Raw genomic sequence first — 20,501 nt, 5'->3', positions numbered from 1 at the left:
CACCATGAACATGTCCCTCAAGCCCGCGACGCGAGCGGGTCAAGAGCACCTGCGCCAGATGCTTCGCCTCGCGGCCGCTGTCGCCTTCCTCATCGCCGTGGGTTTCTACGCGTCCTTCAACGGGCAGGCCGTGCCTGGCCTGCCCACCCAGGGGCTCTGGTTCCTGATCGTGGCGGCGGCCGTCGGCGGCTACATGGCCATGAATATTGGCGCCAACGATGTGGCCAACAACATGGGGCCCGCCGTGGGCTCGGGTGCCATTACCCTCGGTTGGGCGATCCTGATCGCTGCGGTCTTCGAGGCGCTGGGCGCCATCGTTGCCGGCGGCGAGGTGGTCGGAACGATCAAGGGGGGGATCATCGATGCCAAGGCCTTTGCCGACCCGGAACAGTTCACCTGGCTGATGCTGGCGGCGCTCCTGGCGGGCGCGCTGTGGCTGAACCTAGCGACCATGCTGGGCGCGCCGGTGTCGACCACCCACTCCATCATCGGCGCGGTGATGGGCGCCGGCATTGCGTCGGGCGGATGGGGTCTGGTCAACTGGGGCACCATCAGTTCCATCGTTGCGAGCTGGGTGGTGTCTCCCGTCATGGGGGGGCTGGTTGCGGCGCTGTTCCTCTACGTGATCAAACGCACCATGACATACCAGGCCGACATGACGCAGGCGGCAGCGCGCATGGTGCCGCTGTTTGTGGCGCTGATGGCGTGGGCGTTCGCCACCTACATGCTGCTCAAGGGTGTGTCGCAGGTCATCAAGATCGGCTTTGGTGCCTCGATTTTCTGGGGTGGGGTGATCGCGGTGGCTGTCTACCTGCTGGCCAAGAAGCCGATTGCCCGCCAGGCGCGCAAGCAGTCGAACAGCAAGGACGGGGTGAACGCGCTTTTCACCTGGCCGCTGGTGTTTTCTGCGGCGCTGCTGAGCTTCGCCCACGGCGCCAACGACGTGGCCAACGCCATCGGCCCCCTGGCAGCGATTTACGAGGCCGTGATATCGGGTGCAGTGGCCGCCAAGGCCGCCACCCCTCTCTGGGTGATGGTGCTGGGCGCCCTGGGACTGTCCGTGGGTCTTGCACTGTACGGGTCGCGGCTCATCCTGACGGTGGGCAAGGAGATCACCGAGCTCGACCGCATGCGCGCCTACTCCATCGCCATGTCCGCCACCTTGACGGTGATCGTCGCATCCCACCTGGGCATGCCTGTGTCGTCGACCCACGTGGCGATTGGCGCGGTGTTTGGCGTGGGGTTCCTGCGTGAACTGCTCAAGGTCAACTACGCGAAGATGGAGGCGATCGTGCGCGCGGGGCACCAGGGTGAGGACCGCGAAGCTGTCGAGGCCTACCTGGTGAAGTTCGAGGCCGCTCCGGTGGAAGAGAAGAAGCGCATGCTGGCCGAGATGAAGAAACGCGCCAAGGCTCGCGCGTCTCTGCCGCAGGTGGCGGAGAGCGACGTGGGCCCCTTCGACAAGAAGGAGCGCAAGGCCTTGAAGAAGGCCTACAAGCAGGAGATCGTCAAGCGCGCCGTGGTGATGCGCATCGTGGCGGCCTGGATCATCACCGTTCCGGCGACGGCCGTGCTGGCAGCGGGCATCTACCACGGCATCCAGGCGGTGATGACCCCTTGAACAGCGGAAATTAGGGGAAAACCCGAAACCGTGCCATAATTCGATTTGCGCCGCTTTCGAGCGGCGTTAACGCACATCTGCCCCACGCTTTGGCTTCGCGCCGGCATGTTTGCCGGACTTGCTGTCTAAAACAGCAATCGATTCGCCTCACGCATCCCTGAATTCGCCGTTCGACGGCGGTCTGGCATGCCGATCTGTTTGTGGTTGATGTTTTTTGTGACCACGAACAGACCGGGTGCTCTGGAGCCATCATGGCTCCCGGGGGCTCGTCTTGTTCATTTGCGCATTCGATACAAGCGCAAGGACGAACAACATGACGGAAATTCAAAACAACCCCTTCGAAGCCCTGGGTCTCGCACCTCAGCTGGTTCAGGCCGTGACGGACCTCGGCTTCACCCAGCCGACCCTGGTGCAGCAGGCGGCCATTCCCAAGGCCATGGCTTCGGGCGCTGAGGCATCCAGCTTCATCGACCTGATGGTTTCGAGCCAGACGGGCAGTGGCAAGACCGCTGCCTTCCTGCTGCCTGTGCTGCACACGCTGATCCAGCAGCAGGCCGAGGCCGAGGCGCAGGAACGCGCCGAATGGGACAAGCTGGTGGCACAGGCCGAAGCCGAAGGCAAGCCCGCGCCCAAGCGCCCCAAGCGCAAGAACCCGCTGCTGGCCCGCCATTTCAAGCCTGCCGTGCCCGGCGCGCTGGTGCTGTGCCCCACGCGTGAACTGGCCCAGCAGGTGGCACATGACGCCATCGACCTGGTCAAGCATTGCCGCGGCCTGCGCATTGCCAACGTGGTGGGGGGCATTCCCTACCAGGTGCAGATCGCCAAGCTGCAGAACGCCGATCTGGTGGTGGCCACGCCCGGCCGCCTGCTCGACCTGCAGCGCAGCGGGCAGATCCAGCTGGACAAGGTGCAGTTCCTGGTGGTGGACGAGGCCGATCGCATGCTGGATCTGGGCTTCTCGGACGACCTGGCCGAGATCAACCGTCTGACGGCTGCCCGCCACCAGACCATGATGTTCAGCGCCACCTTCGCGCCGCGCATCCAGCAGCTGGCCACCCGCGTGATGCGTGAGCCGCAAAAGATCCAGATCGACACGCCGCAGGACAAGCACGTCAACATCGAGCAGATGCTGTTCTGGTGTGACAGCCCCGAGCACAAGCGCAAGCTGCTGGACCACTGGCTGCGCGATGCCTCCATCGATCAGGCGATCGTTTTCGCCAGCACCCAGATCGAGTGCGATGCGCTGGCCGAAGAGCTGCAGCAGGTGGGTTTCTCTGCCGTGGCATTGCACGGCGCGCTGAGCCAGGGCCTGCGTAACCGCCGCCTGATGGCGCTGCGCGATGGCCGCGTGCAGATTCTGGTGGCCACCGACGTGGCTGCCCGGGGCATTGACGTGCCGACCATCACCCACGTGTTCAACTTCGGTCTGCCGATGAAGGCCGAAGACTACGTCCACCGTATTGGCCGCACGGGCCGTGCTGGCCGCCAAGGCTTGGCTGTGACCATGGCTGAGTTCCGCGACCGCCGCAAGATCGGCGACATCGAAGCGTACAGCCAGCAGGCCATCAAGACGCAGACCATTCCTGGCCTGGAGCCGAAGAAGCCGGTGTACGAGCCGCGCAACGACGCGCGCCGTCCGGGCCGTGGCGGTCCGCGCCGCCATGGTTCGGGTGGCGGTTTCGGTGGTGGCGCTCGTGAATTTGGCGGCGGCCGTGGCTTTGGCGGCGGCGACCGGAGTTTTGGCGGTGAGCGCGAGGCTGGCACCGGTCCGCGCCATGGTTTTGGCCGTGGCGACGGTGGCCGTCAGTCCTTTGGTGGTGACAACCGCCCGCGCAGCCAGGCTTCGAAGTCGTTCGGCGGCAAAGGCCGCGCCAGGTAATAGCCCTGCATTTCATCGCAGCCCTGGTCGCGCAGGAAATCCAGCTGAGCCTGGGTTTCCACGCCTTCTGCGATGACCTTGAGCCCCAGGCTGTGGGCCATGCGGACGATGGCGGCAACGATGCTGGCGTCTTCGGGATCGTTGGTCACGTCCTGCACAAAGCTCTGGTCAATCTTCAGCTTGTAGACCTGGAAGCGCTTCAGGTAGTTGAGTGAAGAGTACCCCGTGCCAAAGTCGTCCACCGACATCAGAATGCCCTGCCCGTGCAGGGCATTCATCGTTTCAATCGCCCCCTCGGGGTCATGCATGGCGGCGCTTTCGGTCAGTTCCAGCTCCAGATTGCCGGGCGGCAAGCCGGTGTCCTGCAGGATCTGGACGATGACCGCTGGCAGCTGAGGTTGGCGGAACTGCACGGCGGACAGGTTGACTGCTAGCACCATGGGGGGCAAGCCTTCGTCCATCCAGCGGCGCACCTGGGCAGCGGCCGTGCGAAGCACCCACTCACCGATGGCCAGGATCTGTCCGCTGCTTTCCGCGACCGGTATGAACTCGGCAGGGGACACCGGACCCCATTCCGGGTGGTTCCAGCGCAACAAGGCTTCGATGCCGACAAACTCGCCGGTCGAGACGTTGACCTGTGGCTGGTAGTGCAGGCTGAGTTGCTGACGCTCGAGCGCGCGCCGCAGGGCATTTTCCAGCTGCAGTCGGCGGATGGAGTGGGCCTGCATTTCGTGTGTGAAGAAGCTGTACCCGTTGCGCCCCTCTTGTTTGGCGCGGTACATGGCCGTGTCGGCGCAGCGGTACAAGGTCTCGAAATCGGCCCCGTCGTCAGGGAAGAGGGCGATACCGATGGACGGGGTGACGGTCAGCTCCTGCTGATCCACCTGGTAGGGGCGTGCGACCAGTTCAAGAAGTTTGCGGGCCATGTGTGCCGCACCTTCGGCGGCGGTGTCGGGCAGCAAGGCGACAAACTCGTCCCCGCCCAGGCGTGCCACGGTGTCCTGTTCGCGCACCAGGGACTGGATGCGCCTGGCGACCTCGATCAGCACGCCATCGCCAATCTGGTGCCCGAGCGAGTCGTTGATGTTCTTGAAGTGGTCCAGGTCGATGAAAAGCAGGCTCAGCGGACTTTGGTGCCGCTTGGCCTGGCTGAGGTCGTGCTGCACCCGGTCCTTCAGCAAGGTGCGGTTGGCCAGGCCCGTCAGTGAGTCATAGAAGGCAAGGTTGCGTATCTTGGCTTCCTGGGCCTTGCGCAGCGTGGTGTCGGTGAAGATGGCGATGTAGTGCGTGGTCTGGCCGTCGTCGTCCTGGACCCGGGTGATGGACAACCACTCCGGAAACACTTCGCCGTTGCGGCGCCGGTTCCAGACTTCGCCCTGCCATTCGCCATGCCTTTGCAGCTCCCGCCACATGCGCTGGTAAAAGCCCGGTCCGTGCCTGCCAGAAGCAAGCACCCTTGGCGTTTTGCCGATGACGTCCTGCGGTGTGTAGCCCGTGATTTCGGTGAAGGCGGGGTTGACCTTGATGATGCGCTTTTGCGCGTCGGTGATGAGGAAGGCTTCGCTGCTTTGCTGGAACACCTTGGCCGCCAGAATGAGGTCTGCCTCAGTCCGCTTGCGTTCGGTGATGTCCCGTGTGAGCAGGATGAAGCGCTGGTTTTGGCCCGGCTCCAGCGCCTTGCACGAGACCGACAGCTCGTACCAGTGAATGCCGTCGGGCATCGGCAGGGTGTACTGCCGCCCGCTGGAGCGGCCGTGCAGCTGGGCATCGCGCATGGCCTGGGTGATGGTGGCGCAGGCTTCTGCTGGCAGGATGTCGTGAATGAAGCGGCCGCCCAGCTGCTGGGCTGCGGGCACGATCAGTTGGCTTTCGTCCAGCGCGTGGACGCGGTACTGGCGGCCTTCCATGTCCAGCTCGAACAGCAGGTCGGGGATGGCGTCAAGGGTGGCCTGCAGCTGGTCCTGCACACTGCGGATTTCGAGGGTCCGCTGCATCACCTGTTCCTCCAGCGAGAGGCGGTGGAGCTTCTGGTCGAGCACCAGCTTGAGCAGGTAGGACAGCATGCCACTGAAGACCAGTGCCGCGAGTGCGTAGATGCCCAGCTCAGCCGACCGGTTCCAGCCACCGCGCGGTGCCAGGCTCAGCGTCCATTGGCCATTGGGAACCCGCAGGGTCCTTTCCACGGGTTCGTGCAGCTGCGCACCCTGCATGACACCTGGCGAGGCAGCGATGACCTGGCGGGTGCCAGTGTCTGGCTTGATGCGCCAGAGCTCGTAATCGTAGCCCTGCTCGGGCAGGCCATCCATGCCGGTTGATGCGAGCGCGTCCGGGAAGCGGATGATGACGTTGGCGAACCCCCAGAATGCTTCCTGGCCCTTGTCATCGGGCAGGAAGATGGGCAGCCTGCCCACGGCCCCGACGCCGCCCTGGGCCAGGTTGAGCGGGCCTGCCAATGTCAGTCGACCGGTGTCTCGCGCAAGAAAGGCCTCCGGGCTCTGTGCGGGGTCGGCCAGCTGGTTGAACCCTATCGATCCGATGTTGGGCCCCAGGGGTACGGCGTGCCGGATGACCCCTCCCGGGGACAGCGCCAGGGACTGCACCCCGGGGTAGAAGGGCAGGATCTGTGAAGCGACTTCCTCGAACTGGCGCACCTCGCCGCCGTCCTTGCGGACGATCGCCGCCAGCAGGTAGGTGGCAGACATCAGCCGCTGTATGCGGCTTTCGATGACCTGCGCCTGCTCGGTGGCGATGCTCAACGCCGTGGCGCGCTGGACCGAGGAGCGGCGCTGCTCGGTGTGCCAGATGAGGTAGGCGAACAGCAGGGCGCAAGAAAGGAACACCAGCCCCGCCAGGGCCCAGTGCTGCCTGGACCGGTGGACTGGTGCATGGGCCTGCGCCAGCTCGAACTTCATGCCATGCCGTTGCGCCTGGCCAGCTCAACGAACAGGCCGGAATGGTCAAGGTCGCCCAGGCCGTCTGTCACTGCCTGGGCGTACAGCTGTTCGAAGAGGCCGGTGATGGGTGCTTCGAATCCCAGGCTTTCGGCGGTGAGGAGCGCGTTGCGCATGTCCTTGAGCTGGACCGTCATGGCCGCGCGTTTGGCAAAGTCGTTTTCGACCATGCGCTGGCCGTGCACCTGGAGAATCCGGCTCTCGGCGAAGCCGCCGCCAATGGCTTCGCGCACCTTGCCGATGTCCGCGCCGCCTTTCTGGCAAAGCAGCAGGGCTTCAGCCACGGCACCGATGGTGATGCCGACGATCATCTGGTTAGCCAGCTTGGCAAGCTGGCCGGTTCCGTGACCGCCCACGTGGGTGGCCTGCCCGAGCACGCCGAGCACCGGCTGAGCCCTCTGGAAATCGTCTGCCCGCCCCCCGGCCATGATGGCCAAGGTGCCTTGTTCGGCGCCGACCGTGCCGCCTGAAACGGGTGCGTCAAGATGGGCGACACCGTGGCCTTCCAGCCGGGCGGCATGCGCCTGCGCCTGGGCGGGGCGTATGGAGGACATGTCGACCACAAGCTGGCCCGCGCGCATGGCCTGCAAGGCCTCGGGCTGGAACAGCACATCGGCAACGGCGTCGCCGTCAAGAAGGAGGGTGATGACGATGTCGGCCTGGGCGATGGCCTGTGCGGGCGTGTCGTGGACCTGAGCGCCAAAGGCGGTGAGGCGTTCTGCCTTGTCGCGTGAGCGGTTCCAGGCGTGGACCGGGTAGCCGGCTTCACACAGCCGCTTGCCCATGGGAAAGCCCATCATGCCGATACCCAGCAGGGCAATCTTCGGCAACGGTTGGCCAGCGCTGGGAGAGGTGGTCTTCGTCATGGCAGGTGGGCCCATGCCTTGGCGGAAAGCCGCCGCGGTACAGGCGAGGGCTGGCAACTAAGAGAGAGATGGAGCGGGCGATGGGAATCGAACCCACGTCTTGAGCTTGGGAAGCTCAGGTCCTACCATTGAACGACGCCCGCGATGCCCGCATTGTATGCGACTATTTCCATTTCACAGGCTCGCACGCAACGCGGTTTTCTGGATTTTGCCCAGCGCGCTTTTGGGCAGCGCCTGCAGAAACACCACCTTGCGCGGCAGCTTGAAGCGGGCGATTCGGGCTTGCAGATGCGCCATGACGAGTGCTTCGCTCAAGGCCGCGCCCGCAGGGTCGTCGCTGCGTACGATGGCGGCGACAGGCACCTCGCCCCAACGGGCGTCGTCCATCCCGATCACCGCGCACTCCGACACCCCGGGCAGTGTCACCAGCTGGTTTTCGATCTCTGCGGGGTAGATGTTCTCGCCGCCGGAGATGATCATGTCCTTGCTGCGCCCGACGACCGAGATGCAGCCGTCCTGTGCCCGAACGCCCAGGTCGCCGCTGTGGAACCAGCCCGCGCGCAGGCCTTGCCCCGGGGTGGGGTTCTGGGTGTTCCAGTAGCCACGCATGAGGTTCGGTGCGCGCAGGCAGATTTCCCCGGCCTGGCCCTGGGGCACCTCGCTGCCTTGGTTGTCGAGCAGTTTGACCTCGACGTCCGGTGCCGGCCAGCCAGCGGCGCCTTCGCGCTCGATGGCGTCGTCCAGCGGCAGGCAGATGGACACCGGCCCGGTTTCGGTGCTCCCGTAGATCTGGCCGACGGGGATGCCGCGCTCGTGGAACGCACGCAGGTAGGCCAGCGGGATGGTGGATGAGCCCGTCATGATGCCGCGCAGGCTGCTCAAGTCGGCGTGGTTCCAGTCCGGGTGGTCGATCACCGCGCGCAGGGTGGCGGGCACCAGAAGCGAGAGGCTGGGGCGAAGTTCGCGCACGGCCTTCAGCCAGGTGCCTGGCTCGAAACGCGGCAGCAAGCTGACAGGCAGCCCGGCGAGCAGTGCTGGCAACGTCTGGATGCACAGGCCCCCCACGTGGAACATGGGCAGAGCGCTGAGCACGTGGTCGTCGGGGGTGAATTGGTGCGCCCATTCGCTGGCGCGGGCGTTCGCCAGCAGGCCGTGCTGGGTGTGGATCGCTCCCTTGGGATGGCCGCTGGTGCCTGAGGTGTACACCAGCAGCACAGGGGTTTGCCCGTCGACGGCAGGCAAGGGCAGGCCGCGTGGCGACGGGGTCTGTATCAGCGCGTCATGGTGCCGGGTTTGCCACCCGCCGGTCTGCAGGGCCTGCGCGGCCTCATGGCAGGCGTCGTCGTGCACCAGCAGGCCAGGTTGCGCCTGGTTCAGCACGTCGCGCAGCTCGGGCACGGCCAGCCGGAAGTTCAGGGGCATGAACACCGCGCCAACCCTGGCGCACGCGAAAAGCGTGGCAAGTTGCAGTTCGTGGTTCATGCCCAGCCACGCCACCCTGGGGCCCGTATCGCTCGCGTGTCTGCGCTCCAGGCTGTGGCCCAGCAGGGACTGCAGGTGGCCCGTGACCCGTTCCACCCGGCGCCAGAAATTGGCGTAGCTGTAGCTGCGGCCAGTGAAGCGCAGCGCGGTCGCGTCGGGTGTCAGCCGGACTCGCCGGGTCAGTGCCGCAGTCAGCGGAGACGTTTCGTTGGTGCCTTGCTCGCCAAGACTCATGCGTCGCTTTCACCCGGTTCGTAGAGCGCCTCGCGCCCGATGCGGTCCATGCACAGTTCCGCCGTCCAGGGCAGCATGAGCGAGCCACAGCGGGCGTCGCGGTAGAGCCGTTCGAGCGGCAGCGACTTGAGCATTGACTGACCACCGCAAGTGCGGATGGCCAGGCGGGCCAGATCCTGGGCGTTTTCCATGATGGTGTACTGGGCCGCGTAGGCGCGCAGGCGCGAGGACTTGGGCGGGTCCAGCCGGGCGTCTTCGATGGCACGCAGGAACAGGTTGCGTGTCTGCTCCAGTTTGATGAACATCTCGGCCACGGCGATCTGCTTGGTGGCGAACTGGCGCCGCTTGATGGGGCCCGTGCCGGGGATTTCGCCGCGCAGGTAGGCCACCGTGAAGTCGTAGGCGGCCTGGGCGATGCCCATGTAGGTGGGAGCCAGCGTCATGAACATGTGGGGCCAGCGGCTCGCCGCCTGGAAGTAGATGCCCTGTGGCATCAGCGCGGCTTCGTCGGGCACGAACACGTCCTTGAAGACGAGGTTGCGCGACACGGTGGCGCGCATGCCCAGCGGGTCCCAGTCGCCTTCAACGGTGACGCCTGGCGCATTGCGCGGCACGGCGAGGTAGAGCGTGTCGCGGCGGGAGAGGTCGGCATCCGGTTTCTTCTCGGTGCACAGCACGCCGAAATAATCGGCCGCGTCTGACAGGGACGCGAAGATCTTCTTGCCGTTGATGAGCCAGCCGCCATCGGTCTTGACGGCCGTGGTGCCGAAGGGCTGTGCGCCAGCGGCTGCGGCGCCGCCTTCCGAGAAGGGCTGCGCATAGATGGCGCCTTCCCTGACGACGCGGTGGAAATGCACGGCCTGGTGTTCGCGGTGCAGGGCGCGTTGCTCGGGCGTCATGTCCAGGTCTTCGGAGAGCAGGCCGCTCCAGAGCATGGTGCACACGTGCATGTTGAAGGTAAGTGCCGTGGCGCCGCACGAGCGGCCGATCTCGGCCGAGACGAGCGCGTAGGTGGCGTAGTCGGCGCCATGGCCGCCGTGGGTTTCGGGCACGCACAGGCCCAGCAGGCCGGCGTCGCGCATGTCGGCGTAGTTCTCGAACGGGAAGGCGGCATCACGGTCAAGCTGCGCCGCACGTGGCGCGAACCGCTCCTGTCCCAGCTCCCGGGCCAGGGACATCAGCTGGCGTTGCTTGTCGGTCAGCGGGTAGTCGTCGCCGCAGATGGGCATGTGGACGCGGGGCAGGGTCATGGCTTCAGTCCTGGGTTGAAGAGAGGGTGTCGAGGAAATCGGCGACGGCGGCATTGAAGGCGTCTGGGCGCTCGAAATTCACGAGATGGCCCGCGCCTGCAATTTCCACGTACTGGGCGCCGGGAATGCGTGCGGCCATGCGCTGCATGACGCTGGGCGCTGCGGTCCGGTCGTGTTCTGCCGCTAGGCACAAGGTGGGAACGGTGATGGTGGGCAGGGCGGCACGCTGCTCGAACGTGACCAGGGCCTGAAGCGCGGCGCGGTAGCTGGCCGGCGGGATGGCTCCCATGCACGCCTTGGCTTCGGCCAGTGATGCGGCGGATGCGTTCGGCGCGGCCATGGCGGGAACGAGCCGTTCGGCCACCTGGGCCAGGGTTTGGCCTGCATCCAGCGGCGCCAGCCGCTGGGCGAGGAACTGCTGCTGGAAGTCGCCGCTGCCGTGTCCGAAGGCGGGGCTGGTGGCCGCCAGCACCATGGCCTGGATGCGTTCAGGCATCACGGTCCAGGCTTGCAGTGCGACCATGCCGCCCAGGCTGTGGCCGATCAGGATGGCGCGCTCCACGCGGGCGGCATCCAGCATGCGCCGCAGCGCTTCGGCCAGGCCAGGGAAGTCGTAGGGGGCGATCAGCGGGCTGCGGCCATAGCCGGGCATTTCCCAGGCCAGGGTGTGGTAACCCTGCTGGGCAAAGGCCTGTTGCTGGTGGTGCCACCCGGCGCTGCCTCCGCCGATGCCGTGCAGGAAGACGAGCGCCGGACGCGCCGAGTGCTCGCTCCCGGTTTCCTGGTAGCAGGGGATGGGCTCCCCGGTGCCGTTGCCGGTCATACCGTTCACCGTTGCACCGGCGTGGCGTCGAACACACCCGGCACGATCTGGCCAGCGTCGATGACGACCGTATCGTCCAGCCGGATGGTGCAGCCGCGCATGGGCAGATCGAAGTGGCCCAGCGTGTGACGGCCTGCCACCTCGTTGGCACCCGTGGAATAGAGAAAGTTGCCCGCAAAGGCGCGCAGTTCGGTGCCATTGCAGTCGCGCTTGTCGTAGAAGGTCATGGCGTCCCAGCGCGCGGCGGGGTTGAGGCCGAAGCCCACGTGTGACACGGCGTAGGCGCCTCTGTGCCCCTCGCTGGCGGCCCAAGCCGCATAGTGTTCGCGCATCATGTCCACGTCCACGCCCTGGCCGTCGATGGCCGTGATGGCATCGTCCTGGATGGTGAGTTCGATGGTGTCGCGCAGGTAGCGCTTGAAGGTGAGGTTCACATCTCCCGGGGCCATGACCAGGCGCCCCTGGACCGAGCCCGCAGCCGGGAAGGCGAGCGCCAGCCCGCCGGGCCAGTGCGAGACCATGCCCGGTTTGCCGCAGAAACCCCAGACGCCGCCAACCACGGCCTTGTTCAGGTTCACGCGCAGATCGGTGCCTGCCGCCGAGGTGACGTGCATCTGCGCCGTACCGCGCAGCATGCGCATGGCCTGGCGCACGGTGCCTTCGAGTGCGGGGTCGGGTTGAGTGCGTTCCAGGATTTCCGGGTGCTCGTTGGAGATCATGTACAGGCGCGGCACGTTGCCATCGGCGCCCTTGAGGATCACGGGCAGCTCCGGTGCGTGCAACAGGCCTTCAACGGTGCAGTCCACCACCATCGTGCAGCGGGCCAGTGCAGCCACCACGGGGGCAAGTTGTTGCAGTGCGTCGCTGGCGCCGGTGGAGCGCACGGGCACAGGGGCGTTCAGCGGCGGTGTGGGCAGCACGACCTCGAACACACGGGCACCCAGGCGCTCCAGCGCCAGGCGTGCCAGCTCCACATTCACGCGGCGCGACTGTGTTTCGGCCACCACGGCAACGGTGTCACCGGGTTGCACGTTGCAAAGGCCAAAGCTGCGCTCGAAGGCGGCAAGCCATTTGTGTTCTATGCGTTCTACCAGCATGTTTATCTCCTGTTGCTCAGAATACATGAATATTCATACAATGACAACATGAGACACCCTGACTCCGCATTGGGCGCGGCCCGCGCGCCGGACTTCGAGCCCGCTCATTTCCGGCAGGCGCTGGCGCGCTTTGCCACCGGGGTGACGGTGATCACCCTGCGCGTGCCGCCCGAGTCGCGTGTGGAGGGTCGGCCCTTCCTGGGGGTCACGGCCAGTTCGTTCAACTCGCTGTCTCTGTCGCCGCCGCTGGTGCTGTGGAGCCTGCGCAGCCAGTCTGCGGCGCAGCCGTTCTTCTGCACTGGCAGCCACTACGTCATCAACGTGCTTGGCGCGGACCAGATGGCACTGTGTGAACGTTTTGCCAAAGGGCAGGGGGACCGGTTCGCTCAGACGGCCTACCACCTGAGCGACAACGGTCTGCCCATACTGGATGGTGTGCAAGCCTGGTTCGAGTGCCACAACCGCAGCCGCTACGACGAAGGTGACCATGTGCTGTTCGTGGGAGAGGTGGAGCGCTGCGGCTTTGCGCAGGAGGCCGGGCCGCCGCTGGTGTTCCACGGGGGCCGGCTGGCGACCACCCGGGGGCTGGACCATGGCCAGGCCTGACGCACCGGTGCCGGGCGAGCCTTTCGTTCACGATTACCTGGCTTACCTGCTGGCACGCGCCAGCCACCAGGTGTCGCAGGAATTTCACCGCGAGGTGGAGCGGGCGGGGCTGAGCGTGCCGGAGTGGCGCGTGCTGGCCACGCTCTCTCGCGGTGGGGCGATCACCCTGGGGGAGCTGGCCGAAACCGTGCTGGCCAAGCAGCCTACGGTGACCAAGCTCGTCATCCGCATGGAGGCCGCCGGGCTGGTGAGCCGCGCCACCGGCACGACCGACCGGCGGCAAGCCCTGGTCAACATCACGCCCGAGGGCCGCACCCGGGTGGAGGGCTTGCTGCAGGCGGCCAAAAAGCACGAGGCCCGCGTACTCGCCGACCTGGGGGCCGACGAGGCGCGGGCGCTCAAGGAAGTGCTGCGGCGGCTTATTTCAGGATATCGCCCACGCAGAGGTACTTGATCTCGACGTAGTCGTCCATGCCGTGGTGCGAGCCTTCGCGGCCCAGGCCAGACTGCTTCACGCCGCCGAAAGGCACGTGCTCGGTGGCCAGAATGCCCACGTTGATGCCGACCATGCCGTATTCCAGCGCCTCGCCCACGCGGTAGATGCGCCCGATGTCGCGGCTGTAGAAGTAGCTGGCCAGGCCGAACTCGGTGTTGTTGGCGGCGTCAATGGCTTCCTGCTCGGTCTTGAACTTGAAGACCGGTGCGAAGGGGCCGAAGGTTTCCTCGCGGGCGCAGAGCATGTCGGCTGTGGCGTCTGCCACCACGGTGGGCTCGAAGAACTGCCCTTGCAGGCGCTTGCCACCCACCAGCACGCGGCCACCCTTGGCCTTGGCGTCGTCCACATGGCGCTGCACTTTTTCAAGAGCGGCCTCCTCAATCAGCGGGCCCTGGTTCACGCCTTCGTCAAAGCCGTTGCCCACCTTGGCGGTGGCCACCTTGGCGGCGAACTTGGTCACGAACTCGTCGTACACGCCTTCCTGCACGTAGATGCGGTTGGAGCACACGCAAGTCTGCCCCGCGTTGCGGTACTTGCTGGCAAAGGCACCTTCCACGGCGGAGTCGATGTCCGCGTCGTCAAAGACGATGAAGGGGGCGTTGCCGCCCAGTTCCAGCGACATCTTCTTGACGGTGGGCGCGCACTGCGCCATGAGGATACGGCCCACCTCGGTGGAACCGGTGAAGCTGAGGTGGCGAACCACGTCGCTGGCGCAAATGACCTTGCCCACGGCAATGGAGTTGGCGCTGTCGGCGGTGATGACGTTGAGCACACCCGCCGGAATGCCTGCGCGGATAGCCAGCTCGGCGGCGGCCAGCGCGGTGAGTGGCGTGAGTTCCGCGGGCTTGATGACGACAGGGCAGCCTGCGGCGAGTGCCGGAGCCACCTTGCGGGTGATCATGGCCAGCGGGAAGTTCCACGGCGTGATGGCCGCGCAAACGCCGATGGGCTGTTTGAGCACCAGCAGACGGCGGTTGTTGTCGAACTGGGGCAGGGTTTCACCGTTGACGCGCTTGGCCTCTTCGGCAAACCACTCCACGAAGCTGGCGCCGTAGGCGACTTCGCCCTTGGCTTCGGGCAGCGGCTTGCCCTGCTCGGCGGTCATCAGGCGGCCCAGGTCGTCCTGGTTGGCCATCAGCAGGTCGTACCACTTGCGCAGGATGTTGCTGCGTTCCTTGGCGGTCTTGTTCTTCCAGGCGCCCCAGGCGGCGTTGGCTGCGGCAATGGCCGCTTCAGCGTCGGCCGGGCCCAGGTTGGCCACGTCGGCCAGCTTCTGGCCGGTGGCGGGGTCGAGCACGTCAAAACGGCTGCTGCCAGCCACCCACTGGCCGTTGATCAGCGCGTCGGTCTTGAGCAGGGTGGGGTCCTTCAGTTGCGCGAGGGGGGAGGCCTTCATGTCCATGGTTGTCTCTCTAGGTGTAGGCAAAAAGAAAAGGTTAGCGCCAAAGCGTTGACCGTGCAGTCACCGGTATTTCACCCCGGGCAGCACGCACAGCATCTCGTACAGCAGGTTGGCGCCCAGAAGTGCCGTGTTGCCAGACGGGTCGTAGGCGGGTGACACCTCGACCAGGTCGCAGCCCACGAGGTTGAGGCCCCGGCAGCCGCGCACGATCTCCAGCGCTTGCGGCACGTTCAGTCCACCGATCTCGGGCGTGCCGGTGCCGCCCGCGTAGGCGGGGTCGATGCCGTCGATGTCGAAGCTCAGGTAAGTGGGCGTGTTGGGCCCGATGGCTTCGCGGATGCGCGCCATCAGCGGTGCCAGCGATTGCCACCACACTTCGTGCGCGGGCACGATGGTGAAACCCTGCTGGCGCGGCCAGTCGAAGTCTTCGGCCGAGTAGCCGCTGCCGCGCAGGCCGATCTGCCAGACCTTGTTGCCTTGCAGCAGGCCTTCTTCCACCGCGCGGCGGAAGGGGGTGCCGTGCGCCAGCGGCTCGCCGAACATGTCTGGGTTGACGTCGGCGTGGGCGTCCACGTGGATGAGCGCCACCGGGCCATGCTTGGCCGCCACCGCCCGCAGGATGGGCAGCACGATGGTGTGATCACCACCCAGGGTGAGCGGGATGCAGCCGCTGTCGACCACGGGGCGGTAGTGCTGCTCGATGATATCCACCGACTTGGGCAGGTGGAAGGTGTTGATGGCCACGTCGCCCAGGTCAGCCACCTGCAGGGCGTCGAAAGGGGCAGCGCCGGTGGCCATGTTGTAGGGGCGGATCAGGCAGGACTCGGCCCGTATCTGGCGCGGGCCGAAGCGTGCGCCGGGCCGGTGGCTGGTGCCTATGTCCAGCGGCACACCGATGAAGCAGGCGTCCAGCCCTTCGGGGCTGGCAGCAGTGGGCAGGCGCATCATGGTGGCGGGGCCACCGAAGCGCGGCATCTCGTTGCCGCCCAGGGGTTGGTTCTTGTCCGGCATCATGTCTCCGATAGGGCGGGGTAGGCGGCGGGGCCCGGGAGCTGCAGGCGGAACACGCCCACCAGCCGTGCCAGCCGGTCCGCCTGCTGGCGCAGGCTTTCGGCAGCGGCGCTGCTTTGCTCCACCAGTGCGGCGTTTTGCAGGGTGGCCTGGTCAATGCGGCCAATGGCATCGCTGACCTGGTGGATGCCCTGGTACTGGGCCGTGGTGGCGCTGTGGATCTGCTCGATCAGGCCGCTGACCTGTTGCACCTGGTCAACGATCCGGTGGATGGATTCGCCAGCCTCGTGGACCTGGCTGACGCCCGTTTCCACCTTGCTCACGTTGTCACCGATGAGTTGCTTGATCTGCTTGGCGGCTTCGGCGGAGCGCTGCGCCAGCGAGCGCACTTCCCCCGCCACCACGGCAAAGCCCCGGCCTTGTTCACCAGCGCGAGCGGCTTCCACGGCGGCGTTGAGCGCCAGGATGTTGGTCTGGAACGCGATGCCGTCGATGACCCCGGTGATCTCGCTGATGGTGCGGGACGAGGCTGCGATGTCCTGCATGGTGGCCACCACCTGTGTGACGGACTGGCCCCCCGCCTGCGCGGCGCTGGACGCGTTGGCGGCCAGGCGGTTGGCCTGTTCCGCGGTGTCGGCGCTGTGCTTGACGGTTTCGGCCAGCTGCTCCACCGACGCCACGGTGCGTTGCAGATCGTTGGCCTGTTGTTCTGTGCGTTGGCTCAGGTCGAGGTTGCCGCTGGCAATCTCGGCCGAACTGCTGGCGATGCTGTCGCTGCCCTGGCGCACTTCGCCCACCAGTTCGGCCAGCTGCCGACGCATGGTGGCCATGGCGGCCATGACGCTGTTGCGGTCAGTGGCACCGGTGCGCACCTGGGTGGTCAGGTCACCCTCGGCGATGGACAGGGCGATGGTGGCAACGTCCTTCGGTTCGCCGCCCATCTGCCGCGTGACCGAACGCATCACCAGCCAGGCGGCCAGAATGCCCAGGACGATGGCCAGAACCGACGCGGCCAGCTGCGTGGACAGTGACAACTGGAACACTGCCGCGCCCTTGTCTGCCAGTTGTGCGGCCACGCCGGACTTGAAGGACCACTCCTTGTCAATCGCGTCCAGCGTGGCACGGAACAGGCGCTCCGACTTGCCGGTGAAGAGCCTGCGGGCTTCTTCGATTTTTTCTGGGTCTTCAAGCGACTCGCGCGATACGGCCTTGAGCTTGTCCCAGTCGCTCATGGAGCGCTGTGTCGCTTCGGTCACGGCTGTCCAAAGCTCGCGGTCCTCGTCGTTGACGAGCAGTTTTTCGTGCGCGGCGAGTTCCTGGTTCAGTTGCGTGTAGGCCTCGGCGATCTTGGCTTCGAGGATGTCCATCTCGTCGGCCGAAACAGTCATCAGGTGCTGGCCCTGCACCATGCGGATGCTGGCCACCTTGTCCTGCCAGGTCTTGACCGCAGCGAGCGAGGGCGTGGTCGTGCTGGCGTAGTAATCCAGTGCGTCGTGGATGGTGGCCATCTGCCGAACGGAGATCGCCGCCATGGCCACCAGCAGTACCAGCAGCAGACCGAACGCCCACGCCAGGCGGGCGCCCAGCCGCATCTTTTCAAGCAACTTCATCATTGCGGTGCGTCACTTGCGGCGGCCGCGCAGCCATTCCAACGTCATCATCAGCGCGGTGGTGAAGAGGATGAGCAGCGTGGCCACTGCGGCGATGGTGGGGGAGATGTTTTCGCGGATGCCGGTGAACATCTGGCGCGGCAGCGTCACCTGTTCGGGCCCGGCCAGGAACAGCGTTACCACCACCTCGTCGAACGACGTGGCGAAGGCGAACAGCGCACCCGAGATCACGCCCGGGGCGATGACCGGCAGCGTCACGCGGAAAAAGGTTTCCAGCGGGCTAGCGCCCAGGCTGAGGCTGGCCTTGACCAGGTTGAGGTTGAAGCTTTGCAGCGTGGCCAGCACGGTGGTCACCACGAAGGGCGCACCCAGCGCGGCGTGAACAAGGATGAGGCCGAGGTAGGAGTCGTTGAGGCCCAGGCGTGCAAAGTACAGGTAGGTACTGACGCCCACCACCACGATGGGCACCACCATGGGGGAGATGAGCAGGCCGGTGATCAACCCTTTGCCCGCAAACTTGTTGCGTGCCAAGCCCATGGCCGCCAGCGTGCCCAGTACCGTGGCCAGCAACGTGGCCGCCGGGGCCACGATGAAGCTGTTGCGCGTGGCGCGGGCCCATTCGGGCGCGTTCCACATTTCACGGTACCACTGCAGCGACCAGCCTTCGATGGGGTAGGCCAGGAAGGTGCTGTCGCTGAATGACAGCGGCACGATCACCACGATGGGCAGGACCAGAAAGACCAGCACCAGCACGGCTGCCAGCCGCAGGGCCAGCCAGCCCAGCTTGTCGAACAGGCCGTAGTAGGCGGGGAATTCGGGGAGCTTGAACATTGGTGTGCTTCCTTCAACCCAGGCTCAGCTCGGCCTTGGAGACCTTGCGGTAGAACGCGTAGAGAACCAGCGTGGCGGTCAGCAGCACGCCACCCAGGGCGCAGGCCATGCCCCAGTTGACTTCGACGTTGGTGTACTGGGCCACGTAGTAGCTCAGCATCTGGTCGCCAGCGCCGCCCAGCAGCGCGGGGGTGACGTAGTAGCCAATGCAGGTGATGAACACCAGCAGGCCGCCCGCGGCCACACCGGGGTAGGTTTGCGGCAGGTACACGCGGAAGAAGGCGGCCAGCGGCGGGCTGCCCAGCGATATGGCAGCGCGCAGGTAGTTGGGCGGCACGGACTTCATGACGCTGTACAGCGGCAGGATCATGAACGGCAGCAGGATGTGCACCATGGCGATGATGACGCCTGTGCGGTTGAACAGCAGGGGCAATGGCGCATCGGTGACGCCGATGGCCATGAGGAAGCGGTTGATCAACCCGTTGTTCTGCAGCAGCACGATCCAGGCGGCAATGCGCACCAGCACCGATGTCCAGAAAGGCAGCAGAACGAGGATCAGCATCATGTTGGCCTTGCGCTCACTCAGCGTGCTGAGCCAGTAGGCCAGGGGGTAACCGATGAGCAGCGCAATGGCAGTGACCACCGCGCTCATGTGGAAGGTGCGCAGCAGGATGTCGCTGAAGGCAGCTTCGTCGGCGGGCACGCGCTCGATGCCACCTTCGGGCGAGCGCTTGAGGTCGATGGCGGTGAGCAGGTAGTCGGGCGTCCAACGCGAGCTGTTCTTGGCAATGGCCTGCCAGTAGGGCAGTTCACCCCAGCGCTCGTCGTGGGCCAACAGGGCTTCGCGGGCCTGCGCTGGCGAAAGGTTTTCACCCAGCGGCAGGGCGCGGTAGGTGCCCATGATGAGGGAGCGGCTGCCCGCCACCTCGCTGTTGAGGCGGCGTGCCAGCACGCCAGCCCGCGCGGTCTCTTCAATGGATGAGAGGTCTTGCAGGATGGCGGCATAGGCGGCGTCCGGCGGCGGGCCGTGGCGGTCCCAGCCGTCGAGCGCCTGCCCCGTGCGGGGCAAGGCATCTGCGACTTCGGGATTCTCCACCGCCCGCACCAGCAGACTGGCCAGCGGAACCAGGAAGAACACCAGCAGGAAGATCAGCAGAGGCAGGGTGAGCGCCACGGCGCGCACCTTCTTGCGCCTTTCGGCGCGCCGCAACTGCTGGGCCAGATCGGTTCCGCCGGCAATCATCATTGTGCAGCCCAGGCAGCGAAGCGCTTCTCCAGGGCCTCGCCCTGGTCAGCCCAGAAACCGATGTTGAACTGCAGCGAGTCCTTGCTGTTGGCGGGGGACGTGGGCAGCAGGTCCAGCACCTTGGCGTCCAGCTTGGACAGCGCCTTGTTGTTGGTCGGGCCGTAGGAGATGTTGCGGGCGTACTCGGCCTGTGCGTCCATGGAGCTGGCGGTGGCGATGAACTTCATCGCGGCGTCCTTGTTCGGGGAGCCTTTCGGGATGACCCAGTAGTCCAGGTCGTAGATGCCGCCGGTCCAGGTGATCTTCAGGTTCTTGCCTTCGCGCTGGGCCGCGTCGATACGGCCGTTGTAGGCGGTGGTCATGGCCACGTCGCCAGCCACCAGGAACTGCGGGGGCTGCGCACCGGCTTCCCACCACTGGATGTTGGGCTTGAGCTCGGTCATCTTCTTGAACGCGCGCTCGGCGCCGTCCTTGGTGGCCAGCACTTTGTACACGTCGGCGGGCTTGACGCCATCGGCCATCAGCGCGAATTCGAGGTTGTAGCGGGCGCCCTTGCGCATGCCACGCTTGCCGGGGAATTTCTTCACGTCCCAGAAGTCGGCCCAGGTGACGGGACCAGACTTGAGCTTGTCGCCGTTGTAGGCCATGACGGTGGACCACACGAAGGCACCCACACCGCACTCGTGTACGGCAGCGGGCTGGAAGTCAGCCTTGTTGCCGATCTTGGCCCAGTCGATCTTCTCGAACAGGCCTTCGTCGCAGCCGCGGTTCACGTCGGGGCTTTCCACCTCGACCACGTCCCAGGTGATCTTCTTGGCTTCGACCATGGCCTTGATCTTGGCCTGCTCGCCGTTGTACTCCACGCCGGTGATCTTGCCGCCGGAGGCCTTCTCGTAGGCCTCGAAATAGGCCTTCTTCTGCGCGGCGCCGTTGGCACCGCCGAAGTTGACGACGGTCAGGTTCTGGGCCATGGCGGGCAGTGCAGCCAGGGCGGCAACGGCCAGCAGTACGGGTTTGAGTTGCATGGGTCCTTCGTCATTTCGTGTGGAACACAACACTCACAATGCTCCCCTGGTTGTTGAGCCCGGTGGGCATG

At 65.8% G+C, this 20,501-nt stretch carries 16 protein-coding genes and 1 tRNA gene; 4 read left to right on the top strand and 13 right to left on the bottom strand.

Features of this window, described 5'->3' with window-relative positions:
* Positions 1-4 precede the first annotated feature (4 nt).
* Both ACYVHH_RS00085 and ACYVHH_RS00080 read left to right on the top strand, forming a co-directional pair.
* Positions 5-1,621: an inorganic phosphate transporter gene (locus tag ACYVHH_RS00085; protein ID WP_460562950.1), complete on the top strand. Its 1,617-nt coding sequence runs from the start codon at positions 5-7 to the stop codon at positions 1,619-1,621.
* Between the two features lie 313 nt (positions 1,622-1,934).
* On the top strand, positions 1,935-3,500 hold the full coding sequence (locus ACYVHH_RS00080; RefSeq protein ID WP_460562949.1) for a DEAD/DEAH box helicase: 1,566 nt from the start codon (positions 1,935-1,937) through the stop codon (positions 3,498-3,500).
* Here the strand turns inward: ACYVHH_RS00080 and ACYVHH_RS00075 are convergent.
* From ACYVHH_RS00075 to ACYVHH_RS00045, 7 genes are all read right to left on the bottom strand, one after another.
* Positions 3,425-6,412, bottom strand: a complete 2,988-nt coding sequence (locus ACYVHH_RS00075; protein ID WP_460562948.1) for a bifunctional diguanylate cyclase/phosphodiesterase — start codon at positions 6,410-6,412, stop codon at positions 3,425-3,427. The genes ACYVHH_RS00080 and ACYVHH_RS00075 overlap by 76 nt on opposite strands.
* The gene (locus tag ACYVHH_RS00070; protein WP_460562947.1) at positions 6,409-7,317 is read right to left on the bottom strand and encodes an NAD(P)-dependent oxidoreductase; all 909 of its coding nucleotides are present in this window, start codon (positions 7,315-7,317) and stop codon (positions 6,409-6,411) included. The genes ACYVHH_RS00075 and ACYVHH_RS00070 overlap by 4 nt, the downstream gene beginning before the upstream one ends.
* 69 nt (positions 7,318-7,386) lie before the next feature.
* A tRNA-Gly gene (locus ACYVHH_RS00065) sits at positions 7,387-7,460 on the bottom strand.
* A 31-nt stretch (positions 7,461-7,491) separates the two neighbouring features.
* Entirely contained in the window at positions 7,492-9,033 is a 1,542-nt protein-coding gene (locus tag ACYVHH_RS00060; protein WP_460562946.1) for a class I adenylate-forming enzyme family protein, read from the bottom strand.
* Positions 9,030-10,283, bottom strand: coding sequence for an acyl-CoA dehydrogenase family protein (locus tag ACYVHH_RS00055; protein WP_460562945.1), 1,254 nt, complete (start codon positions 10,281-10,283; stop codon positions 9,030-9,032). Before ACYVHH_RS00055 ends, ACYVHH_RS00060 begins: the two co-directional genes overlap by 4 nt.
* A 4-nt stretch (positions 10,284-10,287) precedes the next feature.
* Entirely contained in the window at positions 10,288-11,106 is an 819-nt protein-coding gene (locus ACYVHH_RS00050) for an alpha/beta fold hydrolase (protein ID WP_460562944.1), read from the bottom strand.
* A 5-nt stretch (positions 11,107-11,111) separates the two neighbouring features.
* The gene (locus tag ACYVHH_RS00045) at positions 11,112-12,203 is read right to left on the bottom strand and encodes a peptidase M29 (RefSeq protein ID WP_460562943.1); all 1,092 of its coding nucleotides are present in this window, start codon (positions 12,201-12,203) and stop codon (positions 11,112-11,114) included.
* Positions 12,204-12,251: 48 nt separating this feature from the next.
* On the opposite strand from ACYVHH_RS00045, the gene ACYVHH_RS00040 reads away from it, so the two are divergent.
* Together ACYVHH_RS00040 and ACYVHH_RS00035 are read left to right on the top strand one after the other, a co-directional pair.
* On the top strand, positions 12,252-12,809 hold the full coding sequence (locus ACYVHH_RS00040; RefSeq protein WP_460562942.1) for a flavin reductase family protein: 558 nt from the start codon (positions 12,252-12,254) through the stop codon (positions 12,807-12,809).
* Positions 12,796-13,263 (top strand): MarR family winged helix-turn-helix transcriptional regulator, encoded by a 468-nt coding sequence (locus ACYVHH_RS00035; RefSeq protein WP_460562941.1) that lies wholly within the window; start codon positions 12,796-12,798, stop codon positions 13,261-13,263. The genes ACYVHH_RS00040 and ACYVHH_RS00035 overlap by 14 nt, the downstream gene beginning before the upstream one ends.
* On the opposite strand, the gene ACYVHH_RS00030 is transcribed toward ACYVHH_RS00035, so the two are convergent.
* The 6 genes from ACYVHH_RS00030 to ACYVHH_RS00005 are packed head-to-tail and all read right to left on the bottom strand — an operon-like array spanning position 13,229 to position 20,430.
* The gene (locus ACYVHH_RS00030) at positions 13,229-14,707 is read right to left on the bottom strand and encodes an NAD-dependent succinate-semialdehyde dehydrogenase (RefSeq protein WP_460562940.1); all 1,479 of its coding nucleotides are present in this window, start codon (positions 14,705-14,707) and stop codon (positions 13,229-13,231) included. The two genes, ACYVHH_RS00035 and ACYVHH_RS00030, sit on opposite strands and share 35 nt — an antisense overlap.
* Before the next feature lie 60 nt (positions 14,708-14,767).
* The gene (speB, locus tag ACYVHH_RS00025) at positions 14,768-15,718 is read right to left on the bottom strand and encodes an agmatinase (RefSeq protein ID WP_460562939.1); all 951 of its coding nucleotides are present in this window, start codon (positions 15,716-15,718) and stop codon (positions 14,768-14,770) included.
* Positions 15,718-17,331: a methyl-accepting chemotaxis protein gene (locus tag ACYVHH_RS00020; RefSeq protein WP_460562938.1), complete on the bottom strand. Its 1,614-nt coding sequence runs from the start codon at positions 17,329-17,331 to the stop codon at positions 15,718-15,720. The genes speB and ACYVHH_RS00020 overlap by 1 nt, the downstream gene beginning before the upstream one ends.
* 9 nt (positions 17,332-17,340) lie before the next feature.
* Complete coding sequence (locus tag ACYVHH_RS00015) at positions 17,341-18,159, bottom strand: ABC transporter permease (protein WP_460562937.1); 819 nt, start codon at positions 18,157-18,159, stop codon at positions 17,341-17,343.
* 13 nt (positions 18,160-18,172) lie between these two features.
* Positions 18,173-19,405 (bottom strand): ABC transporter permease subunit, encoded by a 1,233-nt coding sequence (locus tag ACYVHH_RS00010; protein ID WP_460562936.1) that lies wholly within the window; start codon positions 19,403-19,405, stop codon positions 18,173-18,175.
* On the bottom strand, positions 19,402-20,430 hold the full coding sequence (locus ACYVHH_RS00005; protein WP_460562935.1) for an ABC transporter substrate-binding protein: 1,029 nt from the start codon (positions 20,428-20,430) through the stop codon (positions 19,402-19,404). The genes ACYVHH_RS00010 and ACYVHH_RS00005 overlap by 4 nt, the downstream gene beginning before the upstream one ends.
* Positions 20,431-20,501 lie beyond the last annotated feature (71 nt).

The sequence above is a fragment of the Hydrogenophaga aquatica genome, assembly GCF_054780915.1.
The sequence above is the reverse complement of the archived record's forward strand: the minus strand, read 5'-3'. Positions and strand labels throughout refer to the sequence as shown.

What these genes read in the sequence shown, in the direction of transcription:
- ACYVHH_RS00015 (WP_460562937.1), bottom strand. Translation starts at nt 18,159, where the DNA reads ATGTTCAAGCTCCCCGAATTCCCCGCCTACTACGGCCTGTTCGACAAG.
- ACYVHH_RS00080 (WP_460562949.1), top strand. Translation starts at nt 1,935, where the DNA reads ATGACGGAAATTCAAAACAACCCCTTCGAAGCCCTGGGTCTCGCACCT.
- ACYVHH_RS00045 (WP_460562943.1), bottom strand. Translation starts at nt 12,203, where the DNA reads ATGCTGGTAGAACGCATAGAACACAAATGGCTTGCCGCCTTCGAGCGC.
- ACYVHH_RS00030 (WP_460562940.1), bottom strand. Translation starts at nt 14,707, where the DNA reads ATGGACATGAAGGCCTCCCCCCTCGCGCAACTGAAGGACCCCACCCTG.
- ACYVHH_RS00075 (WP_460562948.1), bottom strand. Translation starts at nt 6,412, where the DNA reads ATGAAGTTCGAGCTGGCGCAGGCCCATGCACCAGTCCACCGGTCCAGG.
- ACYVHH_RS00040 (WP_460562942.1), top strand. Translation starts at nt 12,252, where the DNA reads ATGAGACACCCTGACTCCGCATTGGGCGCGGCCCGCGCGCCGGACTTC.
- ACYVHH_RS00050 (WP_460562944.1), bottom strand. Translation starts at nt 11,106, where the DNA reads ATGACCGGCAACGGCACCGGGGAGCCCATCCCCTGCTACCAGGAAACC.
- ACYVHH_RS00010 (WP_460562936.1), bottom strand. Translation starts at nt 19,405, where the DNA reads ATGATGATTGCCGGCGGAACCGATCTGGCCCAGCAGTTGCGGCGCGCC.
- ACYVHH_RS00005 (WP_460562935.1), bottom strand. Translation starts at nt 20,430, where the DNA reads ATGCAACTCAAACCCGTACTGCTGGCCGTTGCCGCCCTGGCTGCACTG.
- ACYVHH_RS00070 (WP_460562947.1), bottom strand. Translation starts at nt 7,317, where the DNA reads ATGACGAAGACCACCTCTCCCAGCGCTGGCCAACCGTTGCCGAAGATT.
- speB (WP_460562939.1), bottom strand. Translation starts at nt 15,718, where the DNA reads ATGCCGGACAAGAACCAACCCCTGGGCGGCAACGAGATGCCGCGCTTC.
- ACYVHH_RS00035 (WP_460562941.1), top strand. Translation starts at nt 12,796, where the DNA reads ATGGCCAGGCCTGACGCACCGGTGCCGGGCGAGCCTTTCGTTCACGAT.
- ACYVHH_RS00060 (WP_460562946.1), bottom strand. Translation starts at nt 9,033, where the DNA reads ATGAGTCTTGGCGAGCAAGGCACCAACGAAACGTCTCCGCTGACTGCG.
- ACYVHH_RS00020 (WP_460562938.1), bottom strand. Translation starts at nt 17,331, where the DNA reads ATGATGAAGTTGCTTGAAAAGATGCGGCTGGGCGCCCGCCTGGCGTGG.
- ACYVHH_RS00055 (WP_460562945.1), bottom strand. Translation starts at nt 10,283, where the DNA reads ATGACCCTGCCCCGCGTCCACATGCCCATCTGCGGCGACGACTACCCG.
- ACYVHH_RS00085 (WP_460562950.1), top strand. Translation starts at nt 5, where the DNA reads ATGAACATGTCCCTCAAGCCCGCGACGCGAGCGGGTCAAGAGCACCTG.